Origin of the sequence: Actinoplanes lutulentus, assembly GCF_003259845.1 — a bacterium.
GTDB lineage: Bacteria > Actinomycetota > Actinomycetes > Mycobacteriales > Micromonosporaceae > Actinoplanes > Actinoplanes lutulentus.
Genome location: NZ_QLMJ01000034.1, coordinates 1 through 23,043, shown reverse-complemented (window position 1 = coordinate 23,043; position 23,043 = coordinate 1). Strand labels below are relative to the sequence as shown.

Here is a 23,043-nt window from a genome sequence, read left to right as displayed (position 1 = left end):
GCAATCAGGCGGGCAAATGATCTTGAAGGTTTTCGATATGGAAGGTCGAATGAGCATCCTCAGACGAACCACAGTCACCGCCGCCATCATCACGGCGGTGACGCTCGCGATGAGCGGAGCGGCCACCGCCGCACCGGCCACCGCCGCATCGGTAACCACCCCCGAAGGCGTCACCCACGAGCAGAACCCCCGCGTGCCCGAAGGGGCGGTGTGGACCGAGGCCTACTTCCCGTCCGCCGACGGCAGCGGCGTCGAACTGCATGCCGACGTGCTGCGCCCGGCGCATCTGCCCGCGCACGCGAAGACGCCGGTGATCCTCGCCGTCAGCTCCTACTTCAGCCATGCCGGCCAGACCGGGCCGCAGGGCTGGACCCGGACCGGGCCGTCCGATCGGTTCGCGGACTTCACCAGCGGCACCGGCCTGTTCCAGCGCGGCTACACCTACGTCATGGTCGACCTGCGCGGATTCGGCGGGAGCACCGGCTGTCTGGACTGGGTGGGCCCGGGTGAGCAGGCGGATGTGAAGGCCGCGATCCAGTGGACGGCGAGCCGGCCGTGGTCGACCGGCAAGGTCGGCATGTACGGCAAGTCCTACGACGCGGTGACCGGCCTGGTCGGCAACAACCTGCGGCTACGCGCGCTCAAAGCCGTGGTCGCCCAGGAGCCGGTGTGGGATATGTACAACTATCTGTTCAGCAACAGCGTGCCGCGGCCCAATGTCACCGGCACACCGAACGCCTACAACAGCATCGCCACAATGGCGCCGCTGCCCGACGACAGCGCCCGTTACCAGGCCAACGCGGCCTATGAGCAGAGCCACCCGGAATGCCTCGCCGACAATCTGACGAACAACAACAACCCCGACGCCGATTCGGCCTATTGGCGGGCGCGCGATCTGGCGGCGCAGGCGCGTGGAACGGACACCCCGCTGTTCGTCACTCAGGGTTTCATCGAGAACAACACCAAGCCCGAGGACATGCAGCAGTTCCTGGACAACCACCGCGGTGTCGAACGCGGCTGGCTGGGCCAGTGGGAGCATGTGCGCGGCAACGAGACGAACGAGAACGGGCAGTTGTTGCAGGGCCGCGCCGGCTTCTTCGACGAGGTCATGCGCTTTTATGACCGCTATTTAAAGAACAAAGAGCCTGGGGTACGCGACCCCGCGTTCGCCATCGAGGACAACACTGGGAAATGGCGTGCCCAGCCGGCCTGGCCGGTGTCCACATCGTCCACCACGGCCGTGCTCGACGACGGGCAATATGTCGACGACGGCATCGCTTCCACTCTGGCCGCGGACGGGCAGTGGGATATGGAGAACTACACCGATCCCGCGCCTCCGACCGGCCAGCGTCTCGCGTCTATGCCTGGCTATTTCAGCTGGTCCAAGCCGGTGACGTCGCGGGTTCGAATCACTGCCACGCCGCGGGTCAGCTTGCGGGCCGGCGCGCCGGGCAACGTCATGGTGCGGCTGTGGGACGTCGCCGAGGACGGCACCGCGGTGATGTTCGACGAGAACGTGGCGCTCATCGAGCGGGCGGGCCGGGTCGCCTTCGACCTGAAGTCGACCGACTGGACCTTGGAGACAGGTCACCAGCTGGGCGTCCAGATCGGCACGATCGGCAGCGGCAGCTGGCGCGACACCCCCAGCGGCAACACGATCGCGGTGAGCCGGGCCCGGCTGGACCTGGCGCTGCAGGATCCCCGGTTCGATCGGCCGACCCAGGGCGACCGATCACCGTTCCTCGACACGTATCTGAGGCAGTACACCCGCACGCTCACCGGTGTCGGCGAGGGCACGTTCCGGCTGGCGGTGCGGTCCCGGCACTGAGTTCGGCCCGGAGGGCGGGTGCGCGCACCCGCCCTCGTCAGCCCACCGTCAGCACGATCTTTCCGCGCAGCCCACCCGCCGACACCCGCCGGTGGGCGCCGGCCGCTTCCGTCAACGGCATCGTGGCCGCCACGCGCGTGCGCAGCCGCCCCGCCGCCACCTGCCCCACCAGGTCGGCCAGCAGCGCGCGGTCGTGCCGGATGAGTTGCAGTTCCTGGCGCACCCCCCGGGCCGGATCGATGGCCGGCGTGGGCCGGGTCACGACCACGACTCCCCCGTCCTCGACGGCAGCGGCCGCCACCTCGCCGAGGGGAACCGCATCGAACACCGCGGCCACCGGCCCCACCGTGGCCAGGTCGGCGGACCGGGAGACCACCTCGTGAGCGCCGAGGCCACGCACCCATTGCTCATCATCGTCAGTGGCCTGTGCCAGGACCCGGAAGCCGCTCCGCACGGCGAGCTGGGTGGCGAAACCACCGACACCGCCGCTGGCACCGGTGACCAGCATGCCGCCGCCGGCCGATGACACCAGGGACAGCCCCTGGTGTGCGGTCTGGGCGTTGAGCGGCACCGTAGCTGCGGACACGAAGTCGAGCTCGTCCGGCAGCCGCACCAACCAGTCGGTGTCGGCGGCCACGAATTCGGCGTAGCCGCCGGGCGCACCCCGGGTCAGGTACCACGGAATCATCCCGACGACCCGATCACCGACCTCGAAGTCCGTCGTATCGGGGCCGGCCGAGGCCACCTCGCCGGCGATGTCCCACCCCGGCGAGAACGGAGGCGCAACCGGCCCGCCAGGAATCTTTCCGGTGGTGGCGGCGACGTCAGCCGGGTGCACACAGACCGCACGGATCCGGACGACCACCTGCCCGGGCTTCGCCGCGGGCTCGGGCAACTCCGTCACCTGCAACACCTCAGGGCCGCCGAGCGCGGCCGCTACGACTCCCAGCATCCGTCCACTCTAGAGCTCAGCTTTTACGGGCTGATCCCTTGCACAGGGCGGCCGTTCTCCAGATAGCGCACCCGTTTGCTCTTCCAGCCGGCGCGTACCCGACGCCGGACCGGTCCGCTGAGCAGGGGCAGCGCCGCGTCGATCGGCAGAATCCGGCTTTCGGAGATCTCGATCGGCTGGAGGACCACCGTGTCCAGGACGGCGTCGTCGACGACGCCGCAGTCGAACAGGAAGCGCATACCGCCTGGACGGTCCGGCCGTGGGTGCAGGAAATCCACGCACACCAGCCGCCCCGTGGTGACGTCGAGCCCGCACTCCTCCTTGGCTTCGCGGCGGCACGCGTCCCAGGGCGACTCGCCGATCTCGACAACCCCTCCCGGGATCGTCCAGCCGCCCTTGTAGGTCGGCTTCAGGATGAGCAGCCGGCCCTTGCTGCCACGGATCAGGGCTCCGGCGGATGCCGGGATGGTCGGGAGCACGAACGTCAGTTCGGGCAGCTCACTGGCGTTGGCGTCGCTCATGAAGCCCATGCTAGATCGCCCCTGGTCGCCGGGTCAGTCACCGTCGGAGCCGCCCGAGTCCGCGCCCTCGCTCTCGCTCTCCGCGAAATCGGCCCCATCGGTCTCCTCCGGCGGTCCGGCCATCCGGCGGCGCAGGTCCCGCGCCTTCATCTCGAAGGGAACCGAGGCCATCAGGCTCGCCGCGCAGGCCAGCGTGAGGGCCACCCCCGCGACGAACATGGCGGCCCACGGCGGACTGCTGGAGTCCACGTCGAAGACGGCGAACAGGATCAAGGCCGGGGGCACTGCGAAGATCCACGTACCGCAGACCACGAGCAGCGCCACGCTCTGGTGGACCTCGGCGTAACTGGAGCCGGGCCCGGGCCACACCACCGGGATGAAGGCGATCGCTTGGCAGAGCAGGCAGGCCAGCTGGACGACGAGGTAGCCGGCGAACGAGTACGGGCGCGACCAGAAGTGCACCACCGCGACGACCGCGATGATCAGCGTGCCCGCATTGCCCAAGAACACGACCATCGAACGGGACCACAGGAAGTCGCGTACGTCTTCCCAGAACCAGGAATCGGTGATCCGTCGCAGAAAGCGGTGGTTCCTGATGCCCTCGAACATGTGCCCCCCCGCATGTCGACACCGCCTGGCCTCACATTATGTCCGGAGCGGGCAACGCCGGTTCCAGCGTGTTCTATATGCTGCCGGACGATCCGCAACGGCCGATTTCGATGGGTGGCAGCGCTGTGACCATGACGCCGCTGCGCTCCGGTGATCCCGATCGGCTCGGGCAGTACGCGTTGCTGGGCCGGCTCGGCGCCGGCGGCATGGGTACCGTCTTCCTCGGCACCGGCCCGGACGGGCAGCGGGTGGCGGTCAAGGCCATCCGCCCCGAGTGGTCGGCCGACCCCGACTTCCTGGCGCGGTTCCGCAGCGAGGTGAAGCGGGCGCGGGAGGTTCCGCCGTTCTGCACGGCCGCGGTACTGGACGCCGACGTCGAACACGATCCGCCCTATCTGGTCGTCGAGTTCGTCGACGGGCCGAGCCTGGCCGCCGTCGTCCGCGAGCGGGGAGCACTTAGCCCCTCCGAGGTGTACGGAGTAGCCGTCGGCGTAGCCACCGCCCTCGTCGCCATCCACGGCTCCGGAGTCGTACACCGCGATCTGAAGCCGGCGAACGTCCTGCTCGCCGTCGGCCTGCCGAAGGTGATCGACTTCGGGATCGCCCGCGGTGCCGAACTCAGCGCCGAGCTGACCGGCCCTGATCAGGTGATGGGCACTGTCGGCTACGTCGCCCCGGAGAGCCTGGACGGCTCCCGCAAGGTCGGCCCGGCCGCCGACGTCTTCGCCTGGGGTGTGCTCATCGGCTATGCGGCGACCGGCCGCACTCCTTTCCACGGTGACTCTCCGATGGCGACGATCGGCCGGATGCTCACCCAGCCGCCCCAGCTGAGCGGGATCCCGGACTCGCTGCGCGACCTCGTCGCCACCACCTTGGAGAAGGATCCGGCGGGCCGGCCCACCGCCCGGGAGCTGCTCGACTCGCTGCTCAGCATGGGTACCGCCGACGTGTCCTCGAACGTCACCCCAGAGCTGCGGGAGGCTGCCCTCGCGGCCCGGGCCCGCTCCCGGCTGCGCCGATGGCCGAGAAGAGTGCTGACCGCGGCCGTCGTGGCCGTGCTGCTGGGCGGGGCCGGGTTCGCCGCGGTGCGGGCCCGCGCCGACGCCGACCGTGCCTCCGGCCAGGCGGAGCAGCGGGAACGGGCGCTCGTGCAGCAGGATCTGCTGGCCCGGTCGGCGGCGGCGCTGACCGCTGATCCGGGGCTGGCGTCGCGGCTGGCGGTCAGCGCGTACGGGATGGACCGGTCGGCGCCCGCCGGTGCGGCGGTGATGGCGGCCCTGGCCACCGGGTACACCGGTGAATTGACCACGGACTCGCCGGTTCTCAGCGCCGCGTTCCGGCCGGACGGCAAAGCGGTCGCGATCGGTGGCGAGAGCACTGCCGAACTGTGGGCGGCGGCGGGGGCGGGCTTCTCCCGTACCGTCGCTTTGCCTTTTGATCTGGGAAACGTGAACGAGCTGGCCTTCAGTCCGGACGGCCGCACCCTGGCCGTCGCCGCCGATCGGCTGACCCTGTGGGACGTCGCCGACGCGTCCGCGCCACGCCTGATCACCACCCGCGGCCGTGGGCCGGCCGTCACCGATGTGCGGTTCAGCGCCGACGGACGGCGGCTCTTCACCATCGCGGCCCGGGCCACCCTCTGGGACATCAAGGATCGCGGCCGGCCCCGCGCGCTCTGGAACAGCTCCGCCACCGCGATCCCGACCGTGATGAGCGGGGACGGCACCCTGTTCGCCGGCTCCGGTGACGATGGGCGGGTGACGCTCTGGCGCACCTCCGGCGCCCGGATCGCCACCGGCATCTCGACCGGCACCCCGGTCGCCCTCAGCGCGAACGGCCGGGTCCTGGCGGTCCAGGACGAGAAGGCGATCCACTTCTACGACCTCACCGAGCCGGCCGAACCGCGTCGCCGCGGCACCATCGCGCTCTCCGGAGACCGGCTTTCAACGATCAAATTCAACCCCTTGGGTACGGCGATAGCGCTCGGCCGCACCGACGGAACAGTCGAAGTGTGGAACATCGCCGACCCGGATTTTCCCGTACAGACGAAGGTGATGACCCGGACCGGTGGGTGGATCACCTCGATCGATTTCAGCCCGGACGGAGCCCGGATCCTGACGCCGGGACCGCGCCTGACCATGTCGGCGATGCTGTGGCAGATCGACGGGTTCGCGCCGCGGCGCCGGGCCACCCTCAAGGCCAGCACCGTGATCCCGTCACGGACCGTTTCGGTGTCGGCCGAGGACGTGGTCGCCGCCGGATCAGCCGAGCACCTCGACTACTGGGACGTCATCGACGCCGGAAATCCGCGGCCCGTCGGGACCGCGAAACTCGTGCCGGCCGCCGGTGCACCGCCGGTGAGCAGCACCTACGCGGTCCACGGCACGACCTTCTACTACACCAACGGCAGCCTCTACTCGCTGACCGGCGCCGGCCCACGCAACGCCTTCCCGGACCTCGACGCGGGTTCCGTGCTCGACCTCGACCCGGTCCGCGGGCTGGTCGCGGTCCTGGCCGGCAACCCGCAGCAACAGATCCGGATCCACCGGCTGGCCGGCGAGCAGACACCACCAGTGGTCGCCACCATCCCGGCGGCGAACGTGTTCACCGCCCGGTTCGGCCTCGCCGGCGGCACCCTGGCCGTCGCGGACAGTGCCGGGCAGCAGAGCGGCACCAGCAACGTCACCGCCTGGGACCTCGTCGACCTCGCGGCACCGGCGAAGACCGGAACGTTCGCGGTGAACAGCGTCGGTCCCGCGGCGCTCGTCGCGGGACCCGCGTTCACCGTCACGGTCGGCCAGGATCTGACGGTCTGGAACAACCGGGACGGCAAGGACCGGACGGTACGGACCGCCCGGCGCGCCGATTTCGGCCGGCCCGACTCGCTCGCGCTGTCCGCCGACGGGTCGCTGCTCGCCGTCACCTCAGGAGGATCCACCGAGATCTGGAGCGTCGGCTTCGCCAGCGATCCGCTGCTGCTCGCGGTGGTGGGCGGCCGGACCACCGGATCGGCGTTCAGCTCCCGCCAGCCGTACCTCGTCACCGCCGATCCGGCCGGGGCGGCGCTCTGGGATCTGGTGCCGATCCGGGCGGTGCTGCGGGACCCGCTGCCCGCGGCGTGTGAGCAAAGCGGTGGGCTCACGGCGGAGGAGTGGGCGGCGTACGCACCAGGCCTGGAGTTCGAGCGACCCTGCTCATGACCCTCTAAGCGGCCCTGCTCATGACCCTTTAAGTGGAAGCGGGCCAGCGCCGGCCGGACACTGCCATGGCAGTGGTCAGACACCACACCTCAGAACACGGCGGACCAGTCGTCTCGCATGCTGACGACGGTCCATGTGTTCTGCTGCGCCCTCTTCAGTCCCTCCTCGGCGCCTCGGGTGTACGCGAGCTCCCGCTCCTGCTGCAGACCTTCACCGAGTTCCCGCGCCGGCAGGAACCCGCGAGTTTCAACCTCGACAAGGTTCTGGCCAAGCTTCAGGAAGGCATCCCCAGCGCGTGACCGAGGACGACGTGGTGTGGATCCCGGCGGGGACCTTCCGGATGGGATCCGACCACCACCACGCCGAAGAAGTGACCTGGCCGAACGCGGCGACCATCCCGTGGTGCACGTCGCCTACGAGGACGCGGAGGCGTACGCGACCTGGGCCGGCCTGGCGCTGCCGACCGAGGCACAGTGGGCCCATTGCTAGCGTGACCGGCATGACAGACATCGATACCGAGAAGGCGGTACTGCACGAATTCCTGGCCTATCAGCGCGCCAGCGTTCGGGCAGTTCTGGAGGGTATCGACGAGGATGATCTGCACAGGTCGGTCTTTCCCTCCGGCTGGACACCGCTCAGCATGATCGAGCACCTCGGGCATGCTGAACGCCATTGGTTCCAGGAGGTCTTCGTCGGCTCGGCCGAGCCGACGGCTTGGTCGGATTCTGATCACCCTCCGGTGTCCACACCGGGCCCGCTGCCCGAGGCTTTCAGCTTCTACGCCGAGCAGTGCCGGATCTCAGATGTGATCATCGCCAGTAATCCCCTGACCGCCCTGCCCGCCATCGCACACTCGCACGAACCCGTCGCATCGCAGACCACGGACCTGCGCAGGATCATGCTGCACATGATCGAGGAGACCGCCCGTCACGCCGGACACCTCGATACCGCGCGGGAGTTGATCGACGGGCGCACCGGGCTGGGTCCGCGCTGAGCAGAACGAGACTTGAGCAGGCTGACCCTGGCCCGGCTGCACGAACGCAGCCCACGGCAGGTGCAGGCACTGGTCGGCCCCAGCACGAGCAGATCAACCTCGCCCGGGAAGAGGCCGAGGTCCTGCGCTTCATCGACTTCCACCTGAACGAGCAGGAATGGAAGGCATCGCTCGCAGCCGGCGCGGCGAAATTGTCCCGGGAGCAAGGCGCCCTGGCCGTAGGAACGCTGCTCGATCACGCTGTCACGCAGATGCAGAAATCCTCCGCGCTGGCGCACCCGCGCGGAGCCGCAAACAGTCCGGCGCTGTCGTGCCAGGGTCTAACCCGGTAGACGATGACCAGCCGGCTGACCTCGGGATGATTGTCTTCGCCACATTGTCCGCCGTACGGGGGCAAGGAGTGACGATCGGGATCAACCGCTACAGACGTAGAACAGTGACAATCGGGGTGACGGCCCTCCACGCCCCCACGGAGGGCCGCCACGCCGCATCAGGCCTCGGCGGTCAGTTCGTACACCTCGGTGGTCGGGTGGCCGGCCCGCTCGTGCACGCGCATCACCGCCTCGCGGCTCGGTGCGCTGCTCAGGCAGAACACCTTGCCGGCCTCGGGGTCGAGCCAGGCATGCTCGAAGTGCACACCCTCCTCGCCCTCGATCTTCAGGTCGGCCTCGTGGGCCGCGTTCAGCTGTTCGGCCGTCACGCCGTGGAACCCGTCGTGGACGTCCATGAACTTCGCCATCACCATCTCCTTCATCGGTTTCTCCCAGCCTGGCGACGGGCGCGCGGTCGGACATCGGTCAGAACACCGAGGAAGGCTTCCGGCTTCTCCTAAAGTTCCGCTGTGGCGCTGAGTAGTCCGGTCCTGATCGGCCGTTCCGATCTGCTCGACCTCGCCGGGCGCAGGCTGGCCGAGGCCGCACGCAGCAGCGGTGAGCTGCTCCTGCTGGCCGGCGAGGCGGGCATCGGGAAGACCCGCCTGCTCCGGGAGATCGCCGGCCGGGCGGCGGGGTCCGGGTTCGCGGTGATCAGGGCGTCCGCCGCGCCCGGTGACGCCGAGGTGGCCGCCGCGCTCGTCACCGATCTCGGCGCTCAGCTGCGCCGCGACCCGGCGACAGCGCAGATCGGCGACCAGATGCTGCGCCGGCTGACCGCCGACGGAAAAGAGATGGGCGATCCCGACCGGCAGCGGCGGCTGCTCGTCGCCGACCTCCTCGACCTGGTCGACGCGGTGGCCGTGCGGCCCACCCTGATCACCTGGGAGGACCTGCACTGGGCCGACGAGCTGACGCTCGACCTTCTCGGGCGGCTCGCGGTCCGGGCCCGGTCGCTGCCGTTGCTGCTGGTCGGGACGTATCGCAGCGACGAGCTCTACCCACGGGTGCCGCTGCGGGCGTGGCGGACCAGGCTGGTCACCCAGCGGCACGCCGAGGAGGCACGACTCCCCCGGCTGAGTCGCGCGGACACCGCGGCGATGATGGCGGCGATCAGTGGGGACACGCTTCCGGCGTACGCGGTCAGTGCGGTCTTCGAACGCAGCGACGGGATCCCGCTGCACGTCGAGGAGTTCCTCGCGGTCACCGGGCGGGTGCCCGACACTCTCGCCGACGCGGTGCTGTCGCGCGCCGAGCAGCTCGGGTCCGGCGCGCGGGAACTGGCGGCGACGGCGTCGGTGCTGGGCCGTTCGTTCGACCTGGACCTGCTGGCGGCGATCACCGGTGACGCGCCCGGAACCATCGACGCAGGGCTGCGGGAGCTCGCGGAACGGTTCTTCGTGCAGGCGCGTGGTGACGGCAGCGCCTTCGACTTCCGGCACGCGCTGATCCGGGACGCGCTCTACGCCGATCTCACCCCGCTGCGGCGGCGCGAGCTGCATGGGCGGGCCGCCGAGGCGGCCGAGGCGGCGGGCTTCGCTGCCGCGTTCATCAGCGATCAATACGAGCGGGCGCAGCGTCCGGCAGAGGCTTTCCCGTACGCGGTCAGCGCCGCCACCGAAGCAGCATCGCTGTCCGCCCATCAGGAGGCGGCCGAGCTGTACCGGCGAGCGCTGCGCACCCTGGATCAAGCTGCTTCGCGGGCGCCCGGTCCGGCCGTCTCGCGGGCCGCAGTGCTCACCGCGCTGGCCGGCGAGCTCGCGGCGATCGACGACAACGCCGCCGCGGACCGGGCGTATTCCCAGGCGCACCGGATCCGGGTCGAGGACGGCGAACGGCTCGCGGCGGCGGCTCTGCTGCCGGAGTGGGTGGCGGTGCGCCATCTGCTCGGCGACGGCCTCGACCGGCGCGTCGCGGTGTTGCGCGCCGGGCTGCCGGAGGCCGGGGACGACCCCGTGGTGCGGGCGCGGTTGCATGCGGCGCTGGCGGCGGTGTACATGTTGGACCGCCGGCTCACCGAGGCTCTGGACCACGGTGAGCATGCGCGTGCCGTACTCAATAATGATCTTGATTTGGACACCACTGTCGGGTCGGTCCTGCTCTTCCTGGGCCGGCTGGACGAAGGGTTTACCCTGCTCGAAGACGTGATCACGCGGGCTGTCGCGGCGGGCCGTGAACGGCAGGCGGCGCGCGCGCACCGGATGCTCGGGTCGTCGGCGTCGGTACTCGTGGAATATGAGCGGGCGCAGCGTGCGCTGCCGGCCGGGATTGCCTATGCGGATCGGGTGGAACGCTTCAACGATCGCCACTACATGGCCGCGCATCTGGCGCACGTGCGGTGGGCGACGGGTGACGTCGAGGGCGCTCGGTCCCTCGCCGGGTCGGCACTCGCCGACGGCCGCGGCGGGATCACCACCCGCATCACCGCCCTGCACGTGCTGGGTTACGCCGCCCTCGCTCGCGATCATGCGGCGGCCCGGGCGGCGCTGACCGAGGCGGCCGAGCTCGGCGGCGCCATGGGTGAGCTGCAACGGGTGTCGCCGGCCTGGTGGGGCCTCGCCGAGCTGTCCCTGCTCGACGGCGAACAGGCCGCGGCCATCGACTGGTGCGAGCACGGATTCGCGGCCTCGGCCGCGGTCGGTGACGCTTCCTATCTTTTCCCGTACGCGGTGACGGGCGCCCGTGCCTACCTGACCGGGAGCGGGCCGTCCGCCGCTCGCGACTGGCTGGCCCGGGTCGAACCGTTGCTGACTGCGCGGGCCATCCCCGGCACACTCGGCTGCCTCGACCACGCGTGGGGGCTGATCGAACTGGCGGAAGGCCGGACCGGGCGTGCCCGGGTGCTGCTCGAACGCGCCGCGGCGTTCTGGGGCGAGCGGCGGCGGTTCTGGGAGGGCACCGCGGTGCTGCTCGACCAGGCTCGGTGCGCGCACCGTTCCCGGCGTCCCGGCGCGGCCACCGAGTTCGTCGCCGCGGCCCGCGAAGCGTGGGGTGGCGGAGAGTTGCCACGGCTGTGGCTCGCCGGGACACCGTCCGATCTCCCGGCCGGCGCGGCGGCTTCACCGTTGACGGCCCGTGAGCTGGAGGTGGCACGGCTGGTCGCGGCCGGGCGTACCGACCGGGAGGTCGCCGGTGAGCTGGTGATCTCGCCGAGGACGGTGTCGGCGCACGTCGAGCACATCCGGACGAAGCTGGGGGTGAGCCGGCGGGCGCAGATCGCCGGGTGGCTGGCCTCGATGGACCGCTCCTGAGCCGCGGTTCGCGCTCGACGGGGGCCGGCGGTGCGCCGGCCGGGTCGCGGAGCAGGCCGAGGTCTGCCAGGCGTCCTCTGGCCGTAGGTCTCGAGGGCCCGATCCGCCCGGCTCAGGGCTAGCCCGGCCCTGCCCGGATCGCCGGCGACCAGCGAGTCGTCACACGCCACCGGCCAACCGGGATAGCCGCGCGCCGCCAGCGGTCATGTCTTCCCTCGTTGTGCCAGGCGGCTGTCGAGGTGACGACTGTGCAGACCTGCGGACCACCACATGGCAGCACGATGGCGATGGAGGCGATTCTCATGGCGCTGGCACTCGAACCGTGGCCGCTGCTCCGAATCGGCGACAACGTGCACCCCGTGCCGAGCCTTCAGTACCACCTGCGGGCTCGGGGGCACCGTGTCGCCGTCGACGGCGTCTTCGGAGCTGCGACGGACGCCGCGGTGCGGGCATTCCAGATCGAGAGCGGGCTGGTCGTGGACGGTGTCGCCGGGCCACGGACGTGGGCGGCGCTGGTGGTCACGATCAGGCCGGGCGACCAGGGCGACGCGGTGCGGTCGTTGCAGGAGGAGTTCAACTACACCGAGCTCTCCGGCAGTCCCGTCGACGCGCCAGTGGTGGACGGCGTCTTCGGGCCCAGGACCGAGACGCACGTCCGTAAATGGCAACAGCTCCTTCACGATCGCGCCGAGCCGGACGTGGTCGTGGACGGGGTTGTCGGGCTCAAGACGTGGCAGATGGTCATCTGCCGCCTCGGGTGAGCCTGAACGGCTTCGCCGGCGCGCCGGGGGCGTCGATCGAGCGGATCAGGTTCGCCTGTGCGGCCTTGAGGTACGCGAACGACTCCCTGATGTACTCGTTCATCCGTTCACCGGGGTGGGCGATCACCGAGAAGTGCCGGCTCCGGTCCCCGGCCTCCCACTGCGCGATGGTGACGTCGAAGCCCGCTTTGTGCGCACAGAACTCGAGGAAGAAGTCCGGCATCTCATCGCCGATCAGCAGATCGGCGTGCCCGACGATGAGATCGAAGATCTTGTCGTTGATGGGCTGAAGCACTTTCGACATCCACAACTGCCAGAGGGCCAGGGCCTCGGCGGAGGCGGGGAGGTCCGGATTGGTGAACGACCCGACGCGATGCTTCTTGAGGTACTCACGATAGGAGCGCCGGCCGGCCTCCGACAGCGCGAGCAGAGGCCCGTACAGTTCGCTGAGTTGCCGGTTGATCCGGTGCAGCCTCTCCTGGCGCCGCTGAAGGCGCTGATTGCTCAGGTAGGAGGCGACCGCGCTGAGGATCGCGACGACGAACGCCGCGATCCCGGCGATTATCGGAGCGCTCATCTACTAACGGTCGCGCCGCCCGACCCGGGAGTTCGCAGCGAGTCGCGCATCCGACTGCCCTACGGCAGGGTGTCGGACGGTCGCGGAGCACGCTGATCACCGAGATGTGGTGGGCGACGACGTCATGCAGTTCGCGGACGATCCGCAGCCGCTCGTCCATCACTCTGCGTTGTGCCTCCTGCTCGCGGGTCGGTTCCGCTTGGCGTGCCCTTTCGGTCATCTTCCCGCACTACGCTGGGAGCACCCTCATCCATCATTGTCTATAAGAGAGATTCCAGGTCTACTACTACGACGGCGATGGCAAGGCCGAGGTCGCCATGAAGACCGCCGACGGCACCCGGTCCGGTACCGGCGTAGTCATCGGCTCGCCGACCGCCGACTACCGCAACTCCTCCGGATACATCCTGTCCGGCCCGGAGTACCTGACGATGTTCAACGGCCAGACCGGCGCCGCCATGTCGACGGTGAACTACACACCGGCCCGCGGAACCGTCAGCTCCTGGGGTGACAGCTACGGCAACCGGGTCGACCGGTTCCTGGCCGGCACCGCCTACCTCGACCCGTCCCGGGCCGGCCTGGAGGAGTTCAAGGTCGACGAGGACGGCACCAGCGCCGATACCCGCCTGCTGACCGCCGGTGACGTGCACTCCAACAACGGCACCAAGGCCACCCCGGCACTGTCCGCCGACCTGTTCGGCGACTGGCGCGAGGAGGTCATCTGGCCGACGACGAACAACACCGCGCTGCGCGTCTACAGCACGCCGATCCTGACCGACCGCAAGGTCGTCTCACTGATGCATGACCCGCAGTACCGCGAGGCGATCGCGTGGCAGAACACCGCCTACAACCAGCCGCCGCACCCGAGCTTCGCGATCCAGTGAGCAGGTGGCCACCGCCGGATGATCTCCGGCGGTGGCCGCACCACCGGCTGGCACCGGAAGGATAGTTTCACCGTCATGGCCGACGACACCCAGCGCACTGTGACCCTGCACCGGACGAGCCTCGGGCAGTACGAGGTTCGCAACGCCCGCGGCGGCACGATGACCATCGGCGTCGGGCACGGCGCCGCGTTCACGCCGGTGGAGCTTCTGCTCGCCGCGATCGGCGGCTGCACGGGCGCGGACGTGGACTTCATCACGACCAAGCGGGCCGAGCCGGACGACTTCTCCGTCACCGTCACCGCCGACAAGGTCCGCGACGAGAGGGGCGGCAACCGGCTGACCAACCTGGTCGTGGAGCTGCGGACGACGTTCCCGGAGGGCGCCGCCGGTGACGCGGCCCGGGAGATGCTGCCCCGCGCGGCGCGGATGTCGCACGACCGGCTCTGCACGGTCTCACGAACGGTCGAGCTCGGCACCCCGGTCACCACCCGCACCGAACACACGCCGGCCACGTGAACGTCGCCGGGTCGGGTCCCGGCAACAGATTATTTCCGCCTCGAACGCCCTGGTTACCGGCGAGGAATATAACTTTCCGAGTGTCCCCAGCCGGGCATGCTTAGATCGCTGCTCATGGCCATCCCTTCGCCGCACCGCACCGGTCATCCCGGGTCGCGCATCCTGAGTGCCGCCTCCTACCGGCCCCGGACCGAGGTGGGCAACGAGACCGTCGCCGCCCTGATCGACTCGAGCGACGAGTGGATCCGCCGGCGCTGCGGCATCGAGTCGCGCCGGCACGCCGCACCCGACGAGGACATGGTCACGATGGCTGCGGCGGCCGGTTCCAAGGCCATCGCCGGCGCCGGCATCGACCCGCGCGACGTCTCGGCCGTCCTGGTCGCGACGATGTCCCACCGCGGTCGCGCGACCACCGTGGCGCCCCTGGTGGCCGAGGCGCTGGGCGCCACCGCGGCGGCCGCGATGGATCTGGGGGCAGCGTGCGCCGGCTTCCCGTACGCGCTGGCGACGGCCGACGCGATCGTGCGCGGCGGCGCGGCCGGCTACGTGCTGCTGGTCGGCGCCGAGCGGATGACCGACATCATCGACGAGCGCGACCGCGGCACAGCGTTCCTGTTCGGCGACGGCGCCGGCGCGGTCGTCGTCGGCCCGGCGCAAACGCGCGAGATCGGCCCGGTGGTGTGGGGCTCGGACGGCGCCCGCAGCGAGGTGCTGCGGTTCGACGAGGCCGGCATCCTGCGGATGGCGGGCCCAGAGGTCTTCCGCTGGGCGACCTCGGTGGTTCCCGACGTTGCCGGACGCGCATTGGACGCGGCGGGGATCTCCGCATCCGACCTTGCGGCCTTCATTCCGCACCAGGCCAATCTGCGCATCACGTCGGTTGCGGCGAAGGCGCTGGAGCTCGGCCCGCATGTCCGGGTGTCCACTGACATCGTCACCAACGGCAACACCGGCGCGGCGTCCATTCCCCAGGCGATGGCAGCCCTGGCCGATACCTCGGGTCAGGCGCTGCTCGTGGGTTTCGGAGCTGGTCTTTCGTACGCGGCGCAGGTCGTCACCTTGCCCTGAGCTGTTCTATAGGCCTTCGGACAGTTCCCGACGGCTGGGCGCAGGGCGAGGCCGAGCAGGAGCCGGTCGCGGAAGACATATGCGGCCCCGGCCCGCGCTTGGCGTAGCAGCGACTCGCGGGCCTGCGTCGCGGGCCGGGGCACGGCAGGAAGCGACCGGACGAGCAGCGCGGAGAGCGCGAACGACACCGCGTCGGCGAACAGCGGCACCGCCCGCCCGAGCGCGAGCAGGGCACTGCCCGCGGGCGGTCCCGCGAAGCCGGACATGGCGGTTTGAGGCCATCCGGATCACCCGGACCCGCATCACCGCTGGCCGGACCAGCCGCGAGACGGCCTTCCTGACCATCTCCCTGCCCGCCGGCCAAGCCGTGGCCCGCGACATGCAGACCTGGATCCGCCAGCACTGGCACATCGAAAACCGCACCCATCACGTCGGCGACGTGACGTTCCGTGAAGACCATCATCAAGCCCGAACCGGCACCGGACCCGCCGTCATCGCGACACTGCGTAACACCGCCATCGGCTGACACCGCACCAACGGCGCCACCAACATCGCCCGCGCCACCCGCCCTCGCCGGACTCACCGGCGAACCACACCCATTAGCGCTGCCGGAGACCGACGATGAGTAGGCCTTGATGGGGAGCAGGCATCAGCTTCGGCTCCCCATCACGCTCGTGGCCTTGCGCGAACGCAATGCCCGGACAGGATGCATGGCGCCCCCTCTAACCGGCAGTCAGACGGCTAGTGGTCGTGAGTACACTTCGTGACCATCGTCCCGGTCGCCGACATCCGATCACCACCGGATCACCACGTGATCAAGTCACTCTGCGTCGAAATCGGCGGCCACAGCACCGATGCAGGCCGAGCGGGGCTCGGCTGACCAGTCGTTCGACAGTACGCACCGCAATCGGGTGCGGCATTCGATCGATCAATAAGGGAATGCCATAACGCGACATGGGAGCGCCCGTCGATCGACCCGCGACCACTGGCCCGCCCTGTCCATCGTGCGTTCGCCAGGTCAGAAGATGTCCGGCACCACGGTCAGGACGTGATCAAGTATCGCGTTCCGGCCGGGTTGAGCTGGTAGCCGCCTTTTTCAGCGTTCAAGGCGTATTGGCGCACCGTGGTGGCGTCGTCGCACTCGATGAGTACGAATGGTGGGCATCACGATCGGGGGGCAAGTTCGACGCCGAGCTGGCGCATGGTCTCTAGGTTGTCGTACTGCACCCACTCCTCTGCGAGTTTGCCGTCATCGTCGTATCGGAACATGTTGATCAGCGTCAGCGTGAACTTGCCGCCGTGGGGCTGAATCGTGCCGAACGGCGACGGCTCGAACGGCCCGTCGAAGATGCCGCCCATCTCGGTGCGGCACCCAACGAGGGAACCGGACGAGAGGATCTCGTAGCGTTCGCAGTAGAAGCCGCTGAACGCCGCCCGCATCTGCGCGAAGAAGACCTCGAGTCCCTGAAAGTCGAGTTCGACGCCGGGGCCGTGGAACCGGAAGTCCTCCCTGAAGTACTCCCGCAGCACAGCAGGATTCTCCTGAGCGATGGCGTCGCGGCCGACCTGCACAAGCGCACGCGAGCGCGCGTCGTAGCGGGTGTCATCGGGCTCGATGAACTGAGACATGTTCTTTCCTTACGTTTGCCGACGATGGCACTTCACCAGAGGCTCACCAGAGTGGCTCGGGGGCCAGGTCTGCAACCGTAGAACCTGGAGTTGACTCCAGGTCAATCCCGCCGTCCAGGCGCGTCAGGAAGCCGGGTCAGGCTTGTGCGCGCCGGTCATGCCCCGGGCCGCAAAGTAGGCGTCGTCTTCGTCGTCCCTGACAAAGAGGTCACCTGCGGTCCCGAGTGCCACAGCCTCGGAATATGCCGCCACCTTCGTGGAGATCAGGTCGAGCGCGTCCTGCAAAGCTGCCATCTGTGCTCGCACTGCCGCTTCGTGGCGCTGCAACAACGTCAAGCGCTCACCCTCGTTGCCGGCGCCGGCCCGGACCAGCTCGGCGTAACGGGCGATCTCGGGCAAGGGCATCCCGGAGGCACGTAAGCGCTGACAGATGCCGATCCAGGCGAGGTCATCGGCCGAGAACCCCCGGCGGCCACCCGCACTTCGGCGGGGAGGCGGAAACAGGCCCTGGCGCTCGTAGAAGCGGAGAGTATCGATGCTCAGGCCAGTGCGCGCACTGACTTCCCCGATGGAGAAAAGCTCTTGGACCACAGGCATGAGACCAGGCTACGTTCACGCGCGCCCGGCTCTCGCGTCCCAGGAGCCGACTGCTCGCTGGACGCGAACCGCGCGCCCACCAGGAAAGGTGTTCCCAAAGGCCAGCAACGCCTGTTCGATGGCCTCGGCGGCGTCAGTGTCCCCATGGCAGACCTGTCGACCAAGCACATCCGTACCGCCTGGTGCGGAAGTGCTATTTTGAGAATGTGGATGGTCAGTCGGAAAAGCAGATGGGCCGGCCCAGGGGTTTTGACGCCGAGGAAGCTCTCGAGGCTGCGGTACATGTCTTCTGGGCGCAGGGGTACGAAGGCGCCAGCCTCAGCGATCTCACCACAGCAATGGGTATCAGCAAGACCAGCATGTACGCCGCATTCGGCAATAAGGACGACTTGTTCCGCCGGGCCCTCGAGAAGTACGTCGAGGGTCCGGCGGATTACGGTGCGCGCGCCGTCGAGGAGCCGACCGCCCGGCAGGTCGCCGCGGCATTCCTGCAGGGATCGGTGAGAGCCACTACCCGTCCAGGATCACCAGCCGGATGCCTGGGTGTCCACGGAGCCCTCGCCACCAGCGCCACCGCCCACGGCGCACGCGACGTGCTGGTCGCCTGGCGCCGCGATGGTGAATCAAGGCTCGAGCAGCGGTTCCGTCGCGCGGTTGAAGAAGGTGACCTGCCTGCTGATAGCGACCCGGCGCGGCTCGCCCGGTACGTCATGACAGTGGCTAACGGCATCGCTGTTCAGGCAGTGACAGGTGCCACTCGGCAGGACTTGCAGGACGTGGCCGACACAGCGTTGCTGAACTGGCCGTCTGCCTGACCTGATGGCGTTTCGCTCTATCCGGGCGGCGGCGGGATCGGTGAATCCGCCGCTCCGTTTCGGCCGCCGCCCAGGCTGGGCGTCAGGCCGCAGTGTCGAACGCCCGCTTCACTGACATGTTGTCCTCGATGATGTGGTGCCGGGTCACGAGGCCGTCGACGACGGTCAGGTACAGGATGAACTCGCTGGTGTAGAAGACGTTGTTGTGCCGCAAGGTCTGGCCGAACTGGCCGACCACTGCAGCATCGGCGCCATCGACGAGGATCGCATGGATTTCCGACTTGGATTTGCCCGGCACGTGATACTTCGCCAGTGTGCGGTAGAGGTCTTCCATGTCGGCGCGTGTCGAGCGGGGGCGGACCCAGGGGATACCGGAGCCGTCCTGCTCGTCGGCGGGGAAGCCGACCTTCCAGGTGACCTGCTCGGCGTAGTGAGTCGCGGTTGCGGCCGGGTCGCCGGCGCCGATGGCCTGGAGCAGGCCCATCACGGCGGCCCGGGTCTCGTCGTTCTGCGTCACGATGGCGCCTTTCGATCTTTCACATCCGTACCGCTTGGTACCGAAACGACGATAGCACATCTGCACCGATCGGTACCGAAGTAATTTCGCAGGCGGGTCGGAGACGCCGCCCCAGGTCGGGGACCCGGCGCGCAGCGTTCGCCGACCGCATCCCGGCTGCAAAACCTGGACAAAAGCAGGCACGGGACCGCGATCAGCTGTCGCAGGACTGGGCCTCGTGGTGGTGATCGGTATCCGTGAGCGGCGAAAGGTGTGCTCGTTCTCCTTGGGCGCTGAAAAGCGTCAGTAGTTCTGCGGGTTGGGTGCCGGCGCTGGAGAGATGGTGCGGTGTGCGGGTGTCGAAGTCGGCGGCTTCTCCAGGGCCCAGCTGGTATTGCTGATCGCCCAGAAGCAGCCGGACCTGCCCATTGAGCACATAGAACCATTCGTACCCATCATGGGTTTGCAGGGTCGGCGGCGATGATGTGGCGGGCGGATAGATGACTTTGTACGCCTGGATTCCTCCGGGGCGTCGCGTCAGCGGCACGACGGTGAAGCTGCCTCGCCGGATGGGACGCAGGTGGATGCGGGGGTCACCGGTAGGTGGTGCCGCGACCAGGTCGTCGAGGGGGACGCTGTACGCCCGCGCGAGCGGAAGTAGTTGCTCCAGCGTCGGGCGCAGTTTTCCGGTCTCGAGCCGCGACAACGTGCTGGCGGTCAGCCCGGTCTCTGCCGCCAGGGCTGCCAGGGAGATGTTGCGGGACTGGCGTAGCGCGCGCAGACGTGGGCCGACCTGCGCCAGAACGTCGTCTTCGGTGGTGTTCATCGGGCCATGATGCGGATCCGCAATTTTTCTAGCAAGTCGGCGATGTCGCTGGCGATGCTGGTCGCGGAGGTAGCAATCGATGCTTACAACAGCAACAACAGCTTCTGGAGTCGCGGCCCGGTGGTCGCGTGTCGTGATCGCCGCCGCAGCAACGGTGGCCCTGACGGCAGCCTGTACCACGCCTGAGGCTCAGGGCCAGGAAGCCGCCCCGGGGACAGCGCCCGCGGTAGCTTCCACTGGCTTCGACGCGGCGACCCGCGACGACGCCGAATTCAACCGTCAGTTCTCGCACAGGACCGCTGACGTCGACGGCGTGACCATACATTACGTCACCGGCGGAACCGGCGAACCGCTCGTTCTGCTGCATGGCTGGCCACAGTCGTGGTTCGAGTGGCGCGGCATCATGCCGGCTCTGGCCGAGAAGTACACGGTGTACGCGGTCGACCTGCCAGGGCTCGGTGACAGCGTGGGCACGCCATCGGGATACGACAAGGCCACCCTGGCCCGGTACGTGCACGGGCTGCTCGCCGGCAACCTCGGCCTGCACCAGATCAATCTGGCCGCGCACGACTTGGGGGCCGGTGTCGGTTTCCAGTACGCCGCCCAATTCCCTGACGAGGTTGTCAGGTATGCCCACTTGGATTATCCGCTCCCGGGTCCAGCGCACAGTGCGGACGCCTATCGCCAGTTGAGCTGGCACATGGCTTTCCACAACCAGGACGGGTTCCCCGAGATGCTCGTCGACGATGACGTGCGCGAGTACCTCTCGCTCTTCTACGGCTATGTCGCCCACGGCGGAGCCGGCTTCGGTGGGCCCGGGGCAAAGGCGCCGTTCACCGCTGCTCAGATCGACGAATTCGCTCGCACCTATCAGCGACCTCAGGTGCTGTCCGGCGGTTTCAACCTCTACCGCACGTTGGATGTCGACGAGCGGGACAACAAAGCGGCGAAACCGATCACCATGCCGACGATGCTGATGACAGCCGAGGGCACGCTCGAGTTCACCCGCTCGACGGTCCAGCCACTCATGTCCAACATCAGCCGCGCTGTCGAGGTTTCCGGCTCGGGCCACTGGCTGCCTGAAGAGAACCCCCAGCTCGTGACCACAGAGATGATCAATTTCTTCGGTCGGGGCGCCAGTTGAAAACCGAACCTTTCCCATCATCAGCAAATCGGGTTCTGGACAGCAAGGGAACGAAGAAATGAATGCGAACAGCGCAGACGTGGTGGTGATCGGCGGTGGTGCGGCCGGGCTGGCCGCGGCGACGTCGCTCGCGAGATTCCGGCACCGGCTGGTGCTGGTTGATGCGGGAGCCCCCCGCAACGCTCCTGCGAGCGGGGTGCACAACTATCTGTCGCGAGACGGCATGTCGCCGGCTGACCTTCTCGCATCCGGTCGGGCGCAACTTCGCGGCTACGGGGCGCAGATCATCGACGGCACGGTGGCCGCCGTCCGTCCGGCCCTGCCCTCGGGGCCGCAGCCACGGTTCACCGTCGAGCTGGCCGATGGACGGCGCCTGAGTGCCCGGCGGGTGCTGGCCGCCAGCGGATTGGCCGACGTACTACCGCAGATCCCGGGGCTCGCCGAACGGTGGGGCCGCGACGTGCTGCACTGCCCGTACTGCCACGGCTGGGAGGTACGTGATCAACGCATCGCAGTGCTCGCCTCCTCGACGCCGGCCGTGCACACCGCCTTCCTGTGGCGCCAACTCAGCCCGGATGTCACCCTCCTACTACAGCCCGGCGTGCAGCCGGGCGACGAGCAGTGGGAACGGTTGGCCGCCCGTGGCATCACCGTGGTCACCGGACCGGCCGACGAAGTGTCCATCGACGGCGACCGGTTGCGCGGAGTACGCCTCGCCGGCGGACATCTCGTCGAATGCGACGCGGTCGCGATCAGCACGTCCCTGCATGCCAGGGCACAATTCCTCGTCCCGCTGGGCCTGCGGGCAACCCCCTTCACCATGGGCGACATCGTCATCGGCAGCCGCGTCGAGGCCGGGCCGACTGGCGTGACATCAGTGCCAGGCGTCTACGTCGCGGGCAACGTCACCGACCTGTTCGGGCAGGTCGCCGGAGCGGTCAGCAGCGGCCTCGCCGCCGCCGCAGCGATCAACACATCCCTGATCGACGAAGACACCGATGCGGCGGTCGCCGCCACCCGGGGCGAGATTCCCGGCCCGTCAGCCGCAAAGGTTCCGGCCGATCGGGGGTACCTGCTGTGAACGGATCCGCTGAACAGTTCTGGGAGAAGCTGTACGCCGGACGAGAGCAGGCCACGGACCGGCGCGTGAACATCGTGCTGGCCGACGTCGTAACCGGCCTCGCCGATGTGGCGGCCGGTGACGCGTTGGACCTCGGCTGCGCCGAAGGCGCCGACAGCGTATGGCTGGCCACCCGCGGCTGGAATGTCGTGTCGGTCGACATCTCCCCCACCGCGCTGCGCCGCGCCGCTGACCGGGCCGCCGCCGCCGGTGTCGCCGGGCGGATCCGCACCGAGCAGCACGACCTGGCGGTCAGTTTCCCGGCCGGCGACTTCGACCTGGTCACCGCGCAGTACCTGCAAACCCCGCTGCGATTCCCGCGGGAACAGGTGCTGGCCAAGGCCGCGAACGCCGTCCGTCCCGGTGGGCTACTGCTCGTCGTCGACCACGCCTCGGTGGCCCCATGGTCCTGGAACCGCGACGAGAACCCGGTCTTTCCGACACCGCAGGAAACGATGCGGTCCTGGCAGCTCGAGCCCGAGCAGTGGATCCCGTACCGGGTCGAGGCCGCCCAGCGTGAGGCCCGCGGCCCCGCCGGCGAGACGGCCATCGTCACCGACAACATCATCGCCCTGCGCCGCAGCTGACCCCTGCCGCCGCCCTCGAACGGACGCCACAAGCCTCGTGAACGACACCGACAACGCCCAACCCGCACGCCGGCGACAACCAGCACAGCATCGCCATTCCCACCCCGTCGGCTCGGAACGGGCGGTAGGGGCGGCTGTCCCTCAAGCCGCTGGAGCAGAGCGACCACAACCCGATGCGCCAAGGGTGCGGGGCCGTGAGAAGGCACACCGGGCTCGCGCTTCCCAGCTGGGACACCACCCGGTACGTTAGTGATAGGTCAACCACTAACAAAGGAACGCGCATGACTGACACCCAGGTTT

The 23,043-nt window shown here is 68.9% G+C and carries 25 protein-coding genes and 3 pseudogenes; 17 read left to right on the top strand and 11 right to left on the bottom strand.

Features of this window, described 5'->3' with window-relative positions; translation table 11 throughout:
- The first annotated feature begins 49 nt into the window (after window positions 1-49).
- Window positions 50-1,828, top strand: coding sequence for a CocE/NonD family hydrolase (locus B0I29_RS44195; RefSeq protein WP_111655164.1), 1,779 nt, complete (start codon window positions 50-52; stop codon window positions 1,826-1,828).
- 37 nt (window positions 1,829-1,865) lie between these two features.
- On the opposite strand, the gene B0I29_RS44190 is transcribed toward B0I29_RS44195, so the two are convergent.
- From B0I29_RS44190 to B0I29_RS44180, 3 genes are read right to left on the bottom strand one after another with little or no spacing between them, the layout of a single operon-like run.
- Window positions 1,866-2,780 carry an NADP-dependent oxidoreductase gene (locus tag B0I29_RS44190; protein ID WP_111655163.1) on the bottom strand — a complete coding sequence of 305 codons (915 nt, stop codon included), beginning with the start codon at window positions 2,778-2,780 and terminating at the stop codon, window positions 1,866-1,868.
- A 23-nt stretch (window positions 2,781-2,803) separates the two neighbouring features.
- The gene (locus tag B0I29_RS44185) at window positions 2,804-3,301 is read right to left on the bottom strand and encodes an NUDIX domain-containing protein (RefSeq protein WP_111655187.1); all 498 of its coding nucleotides are present in this window, start codon (window positions 3,299-3,301) and stop codon (window positions 2,804-2,806) included.
- A 33-nt stretch (window positions 3,302-3,334) separates the two neighbouring features.
- A complete protein-coding gene (locus B0I29_RS44180; RefSeq protein WP_111655162.1) occupies window positions 3,335-3,910 on the bottom strand; it encodes a hypothetical protein in 576 nt (191 codons plus the stop codon).
- Window positions 3,911-4,041: 131 nt separating this feature from the next.
- Between B0I29_RS44180 and B0I29_RS47760 the strand changes: the two genes are divergently transcribed.
- From B0I29_RS47760 to B0I29_RS44160, 4 genes and pseudogenes are all read left to right on the top strand, one after another.
- A complete protein-coding gene (locus B0I29_RS47760) occupies window positions 4,042-7,110 on the top strand; it encodes a WD40 repeat domain-containing serine/threonine protein kinase (protein WP_220091607.1) in 3,069 nt (1,022 codons plus the stop codon).
- A gap of 65 nt (window positions 7,111-7,175) precedes the next feature.
- On the top strand, window positions 7,176-7,409 hold the full coding sequence (locus B0I29_RS47330; protein WP_146617110.1) for a hypothetical protein: 234 nt from the start codon (window positions 7,176-7,178) through the stop codon (window positions 7,407-7,409).
- A gap of 16 nt (window positions 7,410-7,425) precedes the next feature.
- Window positions 7,426-7,587: pseudogene (locus B0I29_RS47675) on the top strand (SUMF1/EgtB/PvdO family nonheme iron enzyme); the annotation flags it as partial.
- A 22-nt stretch (window positions 7,588-7,609) separates the two neighbouring features.
- Window positions 7,610-8,104: a DinB family protein gene (locus B0I29_RS44160; RefSeq protein ID WP_111655186.1), complete on the top strand. Its 495-nt coding sequence runs from the start codon at window positions 7,610-7,612 to the stop codon at window positions 8,102-8,104.
- Window positions 8,105-8,594: 490 nt separating this feature from the next.
- On the opposite strand, the gene B0I29_RS44155 is transcribed toward B0I29_RS44160, so the two are convergent.
- Complete coding sequence (locus tag B0I29_RS44155) at window positions 8,595-8,858, bottom strand: SCO4226 family nickel-binding protein (RefSeq protein ID WP_245973218.1); 264 nt, start codon at window positions 8,856-8,858, stop codon at window positions 8,595-8,597.
- An 87-nt stretch (window positions 8,859-8,945) separates the two neighbouring features.
- On the opposite strand from B0I29_RS44155, the gene B0I29_RS44150 reads away from it, so the two are divergent.
- Together B0I29_RS44150 and B0I29_RS44145 are read left to right on the top strand one after the other, a co-directional pair.
- Window positions 8,946-11,726: a helix-turn-helix transcriptional regulator gene (locus B0I29_RS44150; RefSeq protein WP_111655160.1), complete on the top strand. Its 2,781-nt coding sequence runs from the start codon at window positions 8,946-8,948 to the stop codon at window positions 11,724-11,726.
- Between the two features lie 239 nt (window positions 11,727-11,965).
- Window positions 11,966-12,487 carry a peptidoglycan-binding domain-containing protein gene (locus B0I29_RS44145; RefSeq protein WP_245973217.1) on the top strand — a complete coding sequence of 174 codons (522 nt, stop codon included), beginning with the start codon at window positions 11,966-11,968 and terminating at the stop codon, window positions 12,485-12,487.
- On the opposite strand, the gene B0I29_RS47320 is transcribed toward B0I29_RS44145, so the two are convergent.
- Together B0I29_RS47320 and B0I29_RS47935 are read right to left on the bottom strand one after the other, a co-directional pair.
- Window positions 12,468-13,064 (bottom strand): hypothetical protein, encoded by a 597-nt coding sequence (locus tag B0I29_RS47320; RefSeq protein WP_245973221.1) that lies wholly within the window; start codon window positions 13,062-13,064, stop codon window positions 12,468-12,470. The genes B0I29_RS44145 and B0I29_RS47320 overlap by 20 nt on opposite strands.
- A gap of 94 nt (window positions 13,065-13,158) precedes the next feature.
- Window positions 13,159-13,224, bottom strand: a pseudogene (locus B0I29_RS47935) (histidine kinase); the annotation flags it as partial.
- A 121-nt stretch (window positions 13,225-13,345) separates the two neighbouring features.
- On the opposite strand from B0I29_RS47935, the pseudogene B0I29_RS47970 reads away from it, so the two are divergent.
- From B0I29_RS47970 to B0I29_RS44120, 4 genes and pseudogenes are all read left to right on the top strand, one after another.
- Window positions 13,346-13,624: pseudogene (locus B0I29_RS47970) on the top strand (rhamnogalacturonan lyase family protein); the annotation flags it as partial.
- Window positions 13,601-13,945: a rhamnogalacturonan lyase family protein gene (locus B0I29_RS47965; protein ID WP_446323452.1), complete on the top strand. Its 345-nt coding sequence runs from the start codon at window positions 13,601-13,603 to the stop codon at window positions 13,943-13,945. The pseudogene B0I29_RS47970 and the gene B0I29_RS47965, both read left to right, overlap by 24 nt.
- A 75-nt stretch (window positions 13,946-14,020) precedes the next feature.
- A complete protein-coding gene (locus B0I29_RS44125) occupies window positions 14,021-14,461 on the top strand; it encodes an OsmC family protein (RefSeq protein ID WP_111655183.1) in 441 nt (146 codons plus the stop codon).
- A gap of 114 nt (window positions 14,462-14,575) precedes the next feature.
- Window positions 14,576-15,529, top strand: coding sequence for a beta-ketoacyl-ACP synthase 3 (locus tag B0I29_RS44120; protein WP_111655157.1), 954 nt, complete (start codon window positions 14,576-14,578; stop codon window positions 15,527-15,529).
- On the opposite strand, the gene B0I29_RS44115 is transcribed toward B0I29_RS44120, so the two are convergent.
- Window positions 15,463-15,795, bottom strand: coding sequence for a hypothetical protein (locus tag B0I29_RS44115; protein ID WP_245973216.1), 333 nt, complete (start codon window positions 15,793-15,795; stop codon window positions 15,463-15,465). The genes B0I29_RS44120 and B0I29_RS44115 overlap by 67 nt on opposite strands.
- Window positions 15,796-15,896: 101 nt before the next feature.
- On the opposite strand from B0I29_RS44115, the gene B0I29_RS46245 reads away from it, so the two are divergent.
- Window positions 15,897-16,055: a hypothetical protein gene (locus B0I29_RS46245; protein ID WP_220091601.1), complete on the top strand. Its 159-nt coding sequence runs from the start codon at window positions 15,897-15,899 to the stop codon at window positions 16,053-16,055.
- Between the two features lie 638 nt (window positions 16,056-16,693).
- Here the strand turns inward: B0I29_RS46245 and B0I29_RS44105 are convergent.
- Together B0I29_RS44105 and B0I29_RS44100 are read right to left on the bottom strand one after the other, a co-directional pair.
- Complete coding sequence (locus B0I29_RS44105; protein WP_111655156.1) at window positions 16,694-17,158, bottom strand: ester cyclase; 465 nt, start codon at window positions 17,156-17,158, stop codon at window positions 16,694-16,696.
- Window positions 17,159-17,281: 123 nt separating this feature from the next.
- Window positions 17,282-17,755, bottom strand: a complete 474-nt coding sequence (locus B0I29_RS44100; RefSeq protein ID WP_111655155.1) for a MerR family transcriptional regulator — start codon at window positions 17,753-17,755, stop codon at window positions 17,282-17,284.
- Window positions 17,756-17,961: 206 nt separating this feature from the next.
- On the opposite strand from B0I29_RS44100, the gene B0I29_RS44095 reads away from it, so the two are divergent.
- Window positions 17,962-18,570, top strand: a complete 609-nt coding sequence (locus B0I29_RS44095) for a TetR/AcrR family transcriptional regulator (protein WP_245973215.1) — start codon at window positions 17,962-17,964, stop codon at window positions 18,568-18,570.
- A gap of 82 nt (window positions 18,571-18,652) precedes the next feature.
- On the opposite strand, the gene B0I29_RS44090 is transcribed toward B0I29_RS44095, so the two are convergent.
- Complete coding sequence (locus tag B0I29_RS44090) at window positions 18,653-19,087, bottom strand: nuclear transport factor 2 family protein (protein WP_220091600.1); 435 nt, start codon at window positions 19,085-19,087, stop codon at window positions 18,653-18,655.
- A gap of 193 nt (window positions 19,088-19,280) precedes the next feature.
- On the bottom strand, window positions 19,281-19,892 hold the full coding sequence (locus tag B0I29_RS44085) for a helix-turn-helix domain-containing protein (RefSeq protein WP_111655154.1): 612 nt from the start codon (window positions 19,890-19,892) through the stop codon (window positions 19,281-19,283).
- A 6-nt stretch (window positions 19,893-19,898) separates the two neighbouring features.
- Here B0I29_RS44085 and B0I29_RS46475 point away from each other — a divergent pair, with 6 nt between their 5' ends.
- Genes B0I29_RS46475 through B0I29_RS44070 form a run of 4 tightly spaced genes read left to right on the top strand, consistent with a single transcriptional unit; the run spans window position 19,899 to window position 22,743 of the window.
- A complete protein-coding gene (locus B0I29_RS46475; RefSeq protein ID WP_220091599.1) occupies window positions 19,899-20,078 on the top strand; it encodes a hypothetical protein in 180 nt (59 codons plus the stop codon).
- Window positions 20,026-21,036, top strand: a complete 1,011-nt coding sequence (locus tag B0I29_RS44080; RefSeq protein WP_220091598.1) for an alpha/beta fold hydrolase — start codon at window positions 20,026-20,028, stop codon at window positions 21,034-21,036. Before B0I29_RS46475 ends, B0I29_RS44080 begins: the two co-directional genes overlap by 53 nt.
- A gap of 58 nt (window positions 21,037-21,094) precedes the next feature.
- Entirely contained in the window at window positions 21,095-22,117 is a 1,023-nt protein-coding gene (locus tag B0I29_RS44075) for an NAD(P)/FAD-dependent oxidoreductase (protein ID WP_111655152.1), read from the top strand.
- Window positions 22,114-22,743: a class I SAM-dependent methyltransferase gene (locus B0I29_RS44070; protein ID WP_111655151.1), complete on the top strand. Its 630-nt coding sequence runs from the start codon at window positions 22,114-22,116 to the stop codon at window positions 22,741-22,743. Before B0I29_RS44075 ends, B0I29_RS44070 begins: the two co-directional genes overlap by 4 nt.
- Window positions 22,744-23,043 lie beyond the last annotated feature (300 nt).

Excerpts from the sequence above, each read along its gene's own strand:
- B0I29_RS44195 (WP_111655164.1), top strand. The coding sequence starts at position 50 with ATGAGCATCCTCAGACGAACCACAGTCACCGCCGCCATCATCACGGCG.
- B0I29_RS44190 (WP_111655163.1), bottom strand. The coding sequence starts at position 2,780 with ATGCTGGGAGTCGTAGCGGCCGCGCTCGGCGGCCCTGAGGTGTTGCAG.
- B0I29_RS44185 (WP_111655187.1), bottom strand. The coding sequence starts at position 3,301 with ATGAGCGACGCCAACGCCAGTGAGCTGCCCGAACTGACGTTCGTGCTC.
- B0I29_RS44180 (WP_111655162.1), bottom strand. The coding sequence starts at position 3,910 with ATGTTCGAGGGCATCAGGAACCACCGCTTTCTGCGACGGATCACCGAT.
- B0I29_RS47760 (WP_220091607.1), top strand. The coding sequence starts at position 4,042 with ATGACGCCGCTGCGCTCCGGTGATCCCGATCGGCTCGGGCAGTACGCG.
- B0I29_RS47330 (WP_146617110.1), top strand. The coding sequence starts at position 7,176 with ATGGCAGTGGTCAGACACCACACCTCAGAACACGGCGGACCAGTCGTC.
- B0I29_RS44160 (WP_111655186.1), top strand. The coding sequence starts at position 7,610 with ATGACAGACATCGATACCGAGAAGGCGGTACTGCACGAATTCCTGGCC.
- B0I29_RS44155 (WP_245973218.1), bottom strand. The coding sequence starts at position 8,858 with ATGAAGGAGATGGTGATGGCGAAGTTCATGGACGTCCACGACGGGTTC.
- B0I29_RS47320 (WP_245973221.1), bottom strand. The coding sequence starts at position 13,064 with ATGAGCGCTCCGATAATCGCCGGGATCGCGGCGTTCGTCGTCGCGATC.
- B0I29_RS44125 (WP_111655183.1), top strand. The coding sequence starts at position 14,021 with ATGGCCGACGACACCCAGCGCACTGTGACCCTGCACCGGACGAGCCTC.
- B0I29_RS44120 (WP_111655157.1), top strand. The coding sequence starts at position 14,576 with ATGGCCATCCCTTCGCCGCACCGCACCGGTCATCCCGGGTCGCGCATC.
- B0I29_RS44115 (WP_245973216.1), bottom strand. The coding sequence starts at position 15,795 with ATGTCCGGCTTCGCGGGACCGCCCGCGGGCAGTGCCCTGCTCGCGCTC.
- B0I29_RS44105 (WP_111655156.1), bottom strand. The coding sequence starts at position 17,158 with ATGTCTCAGTTCATCGAGCCCGATGACACCCGCTACGACGCGCGCTCG.
- B0I29_RS44100 (WP_111655155.1), bottom strand. The coding sequence starts at position 17,755 with ATGCCTGTGGTCCAAGAGCTTTTCTCCATCGGGGAAGTCAGTGCGCGC.
- B0I29_RS44085 (WP_111655154.1), bottom strand. The coding sequence starts at position 19,892 with ATGAACACCACCGAAGACGACGTTCTGGCGCAGGTCGGCCCACGTCTG.
- B0I29_RS46475 (WP_220091599.1), top strand. The coding sequence starts at position 19,899 with ATGATGCGGATCCGCAATTTTTCTAGCAAGTCGGCGATGTCGCTGGCG.
- B0I29_RS44075 (WP_111655152.1), top strand. The coding sequence starts at position 21,095 with ATGAATGCGAACAGCGCAGACGTGGTGGTGATCGGCGGTGGTGCGGCC.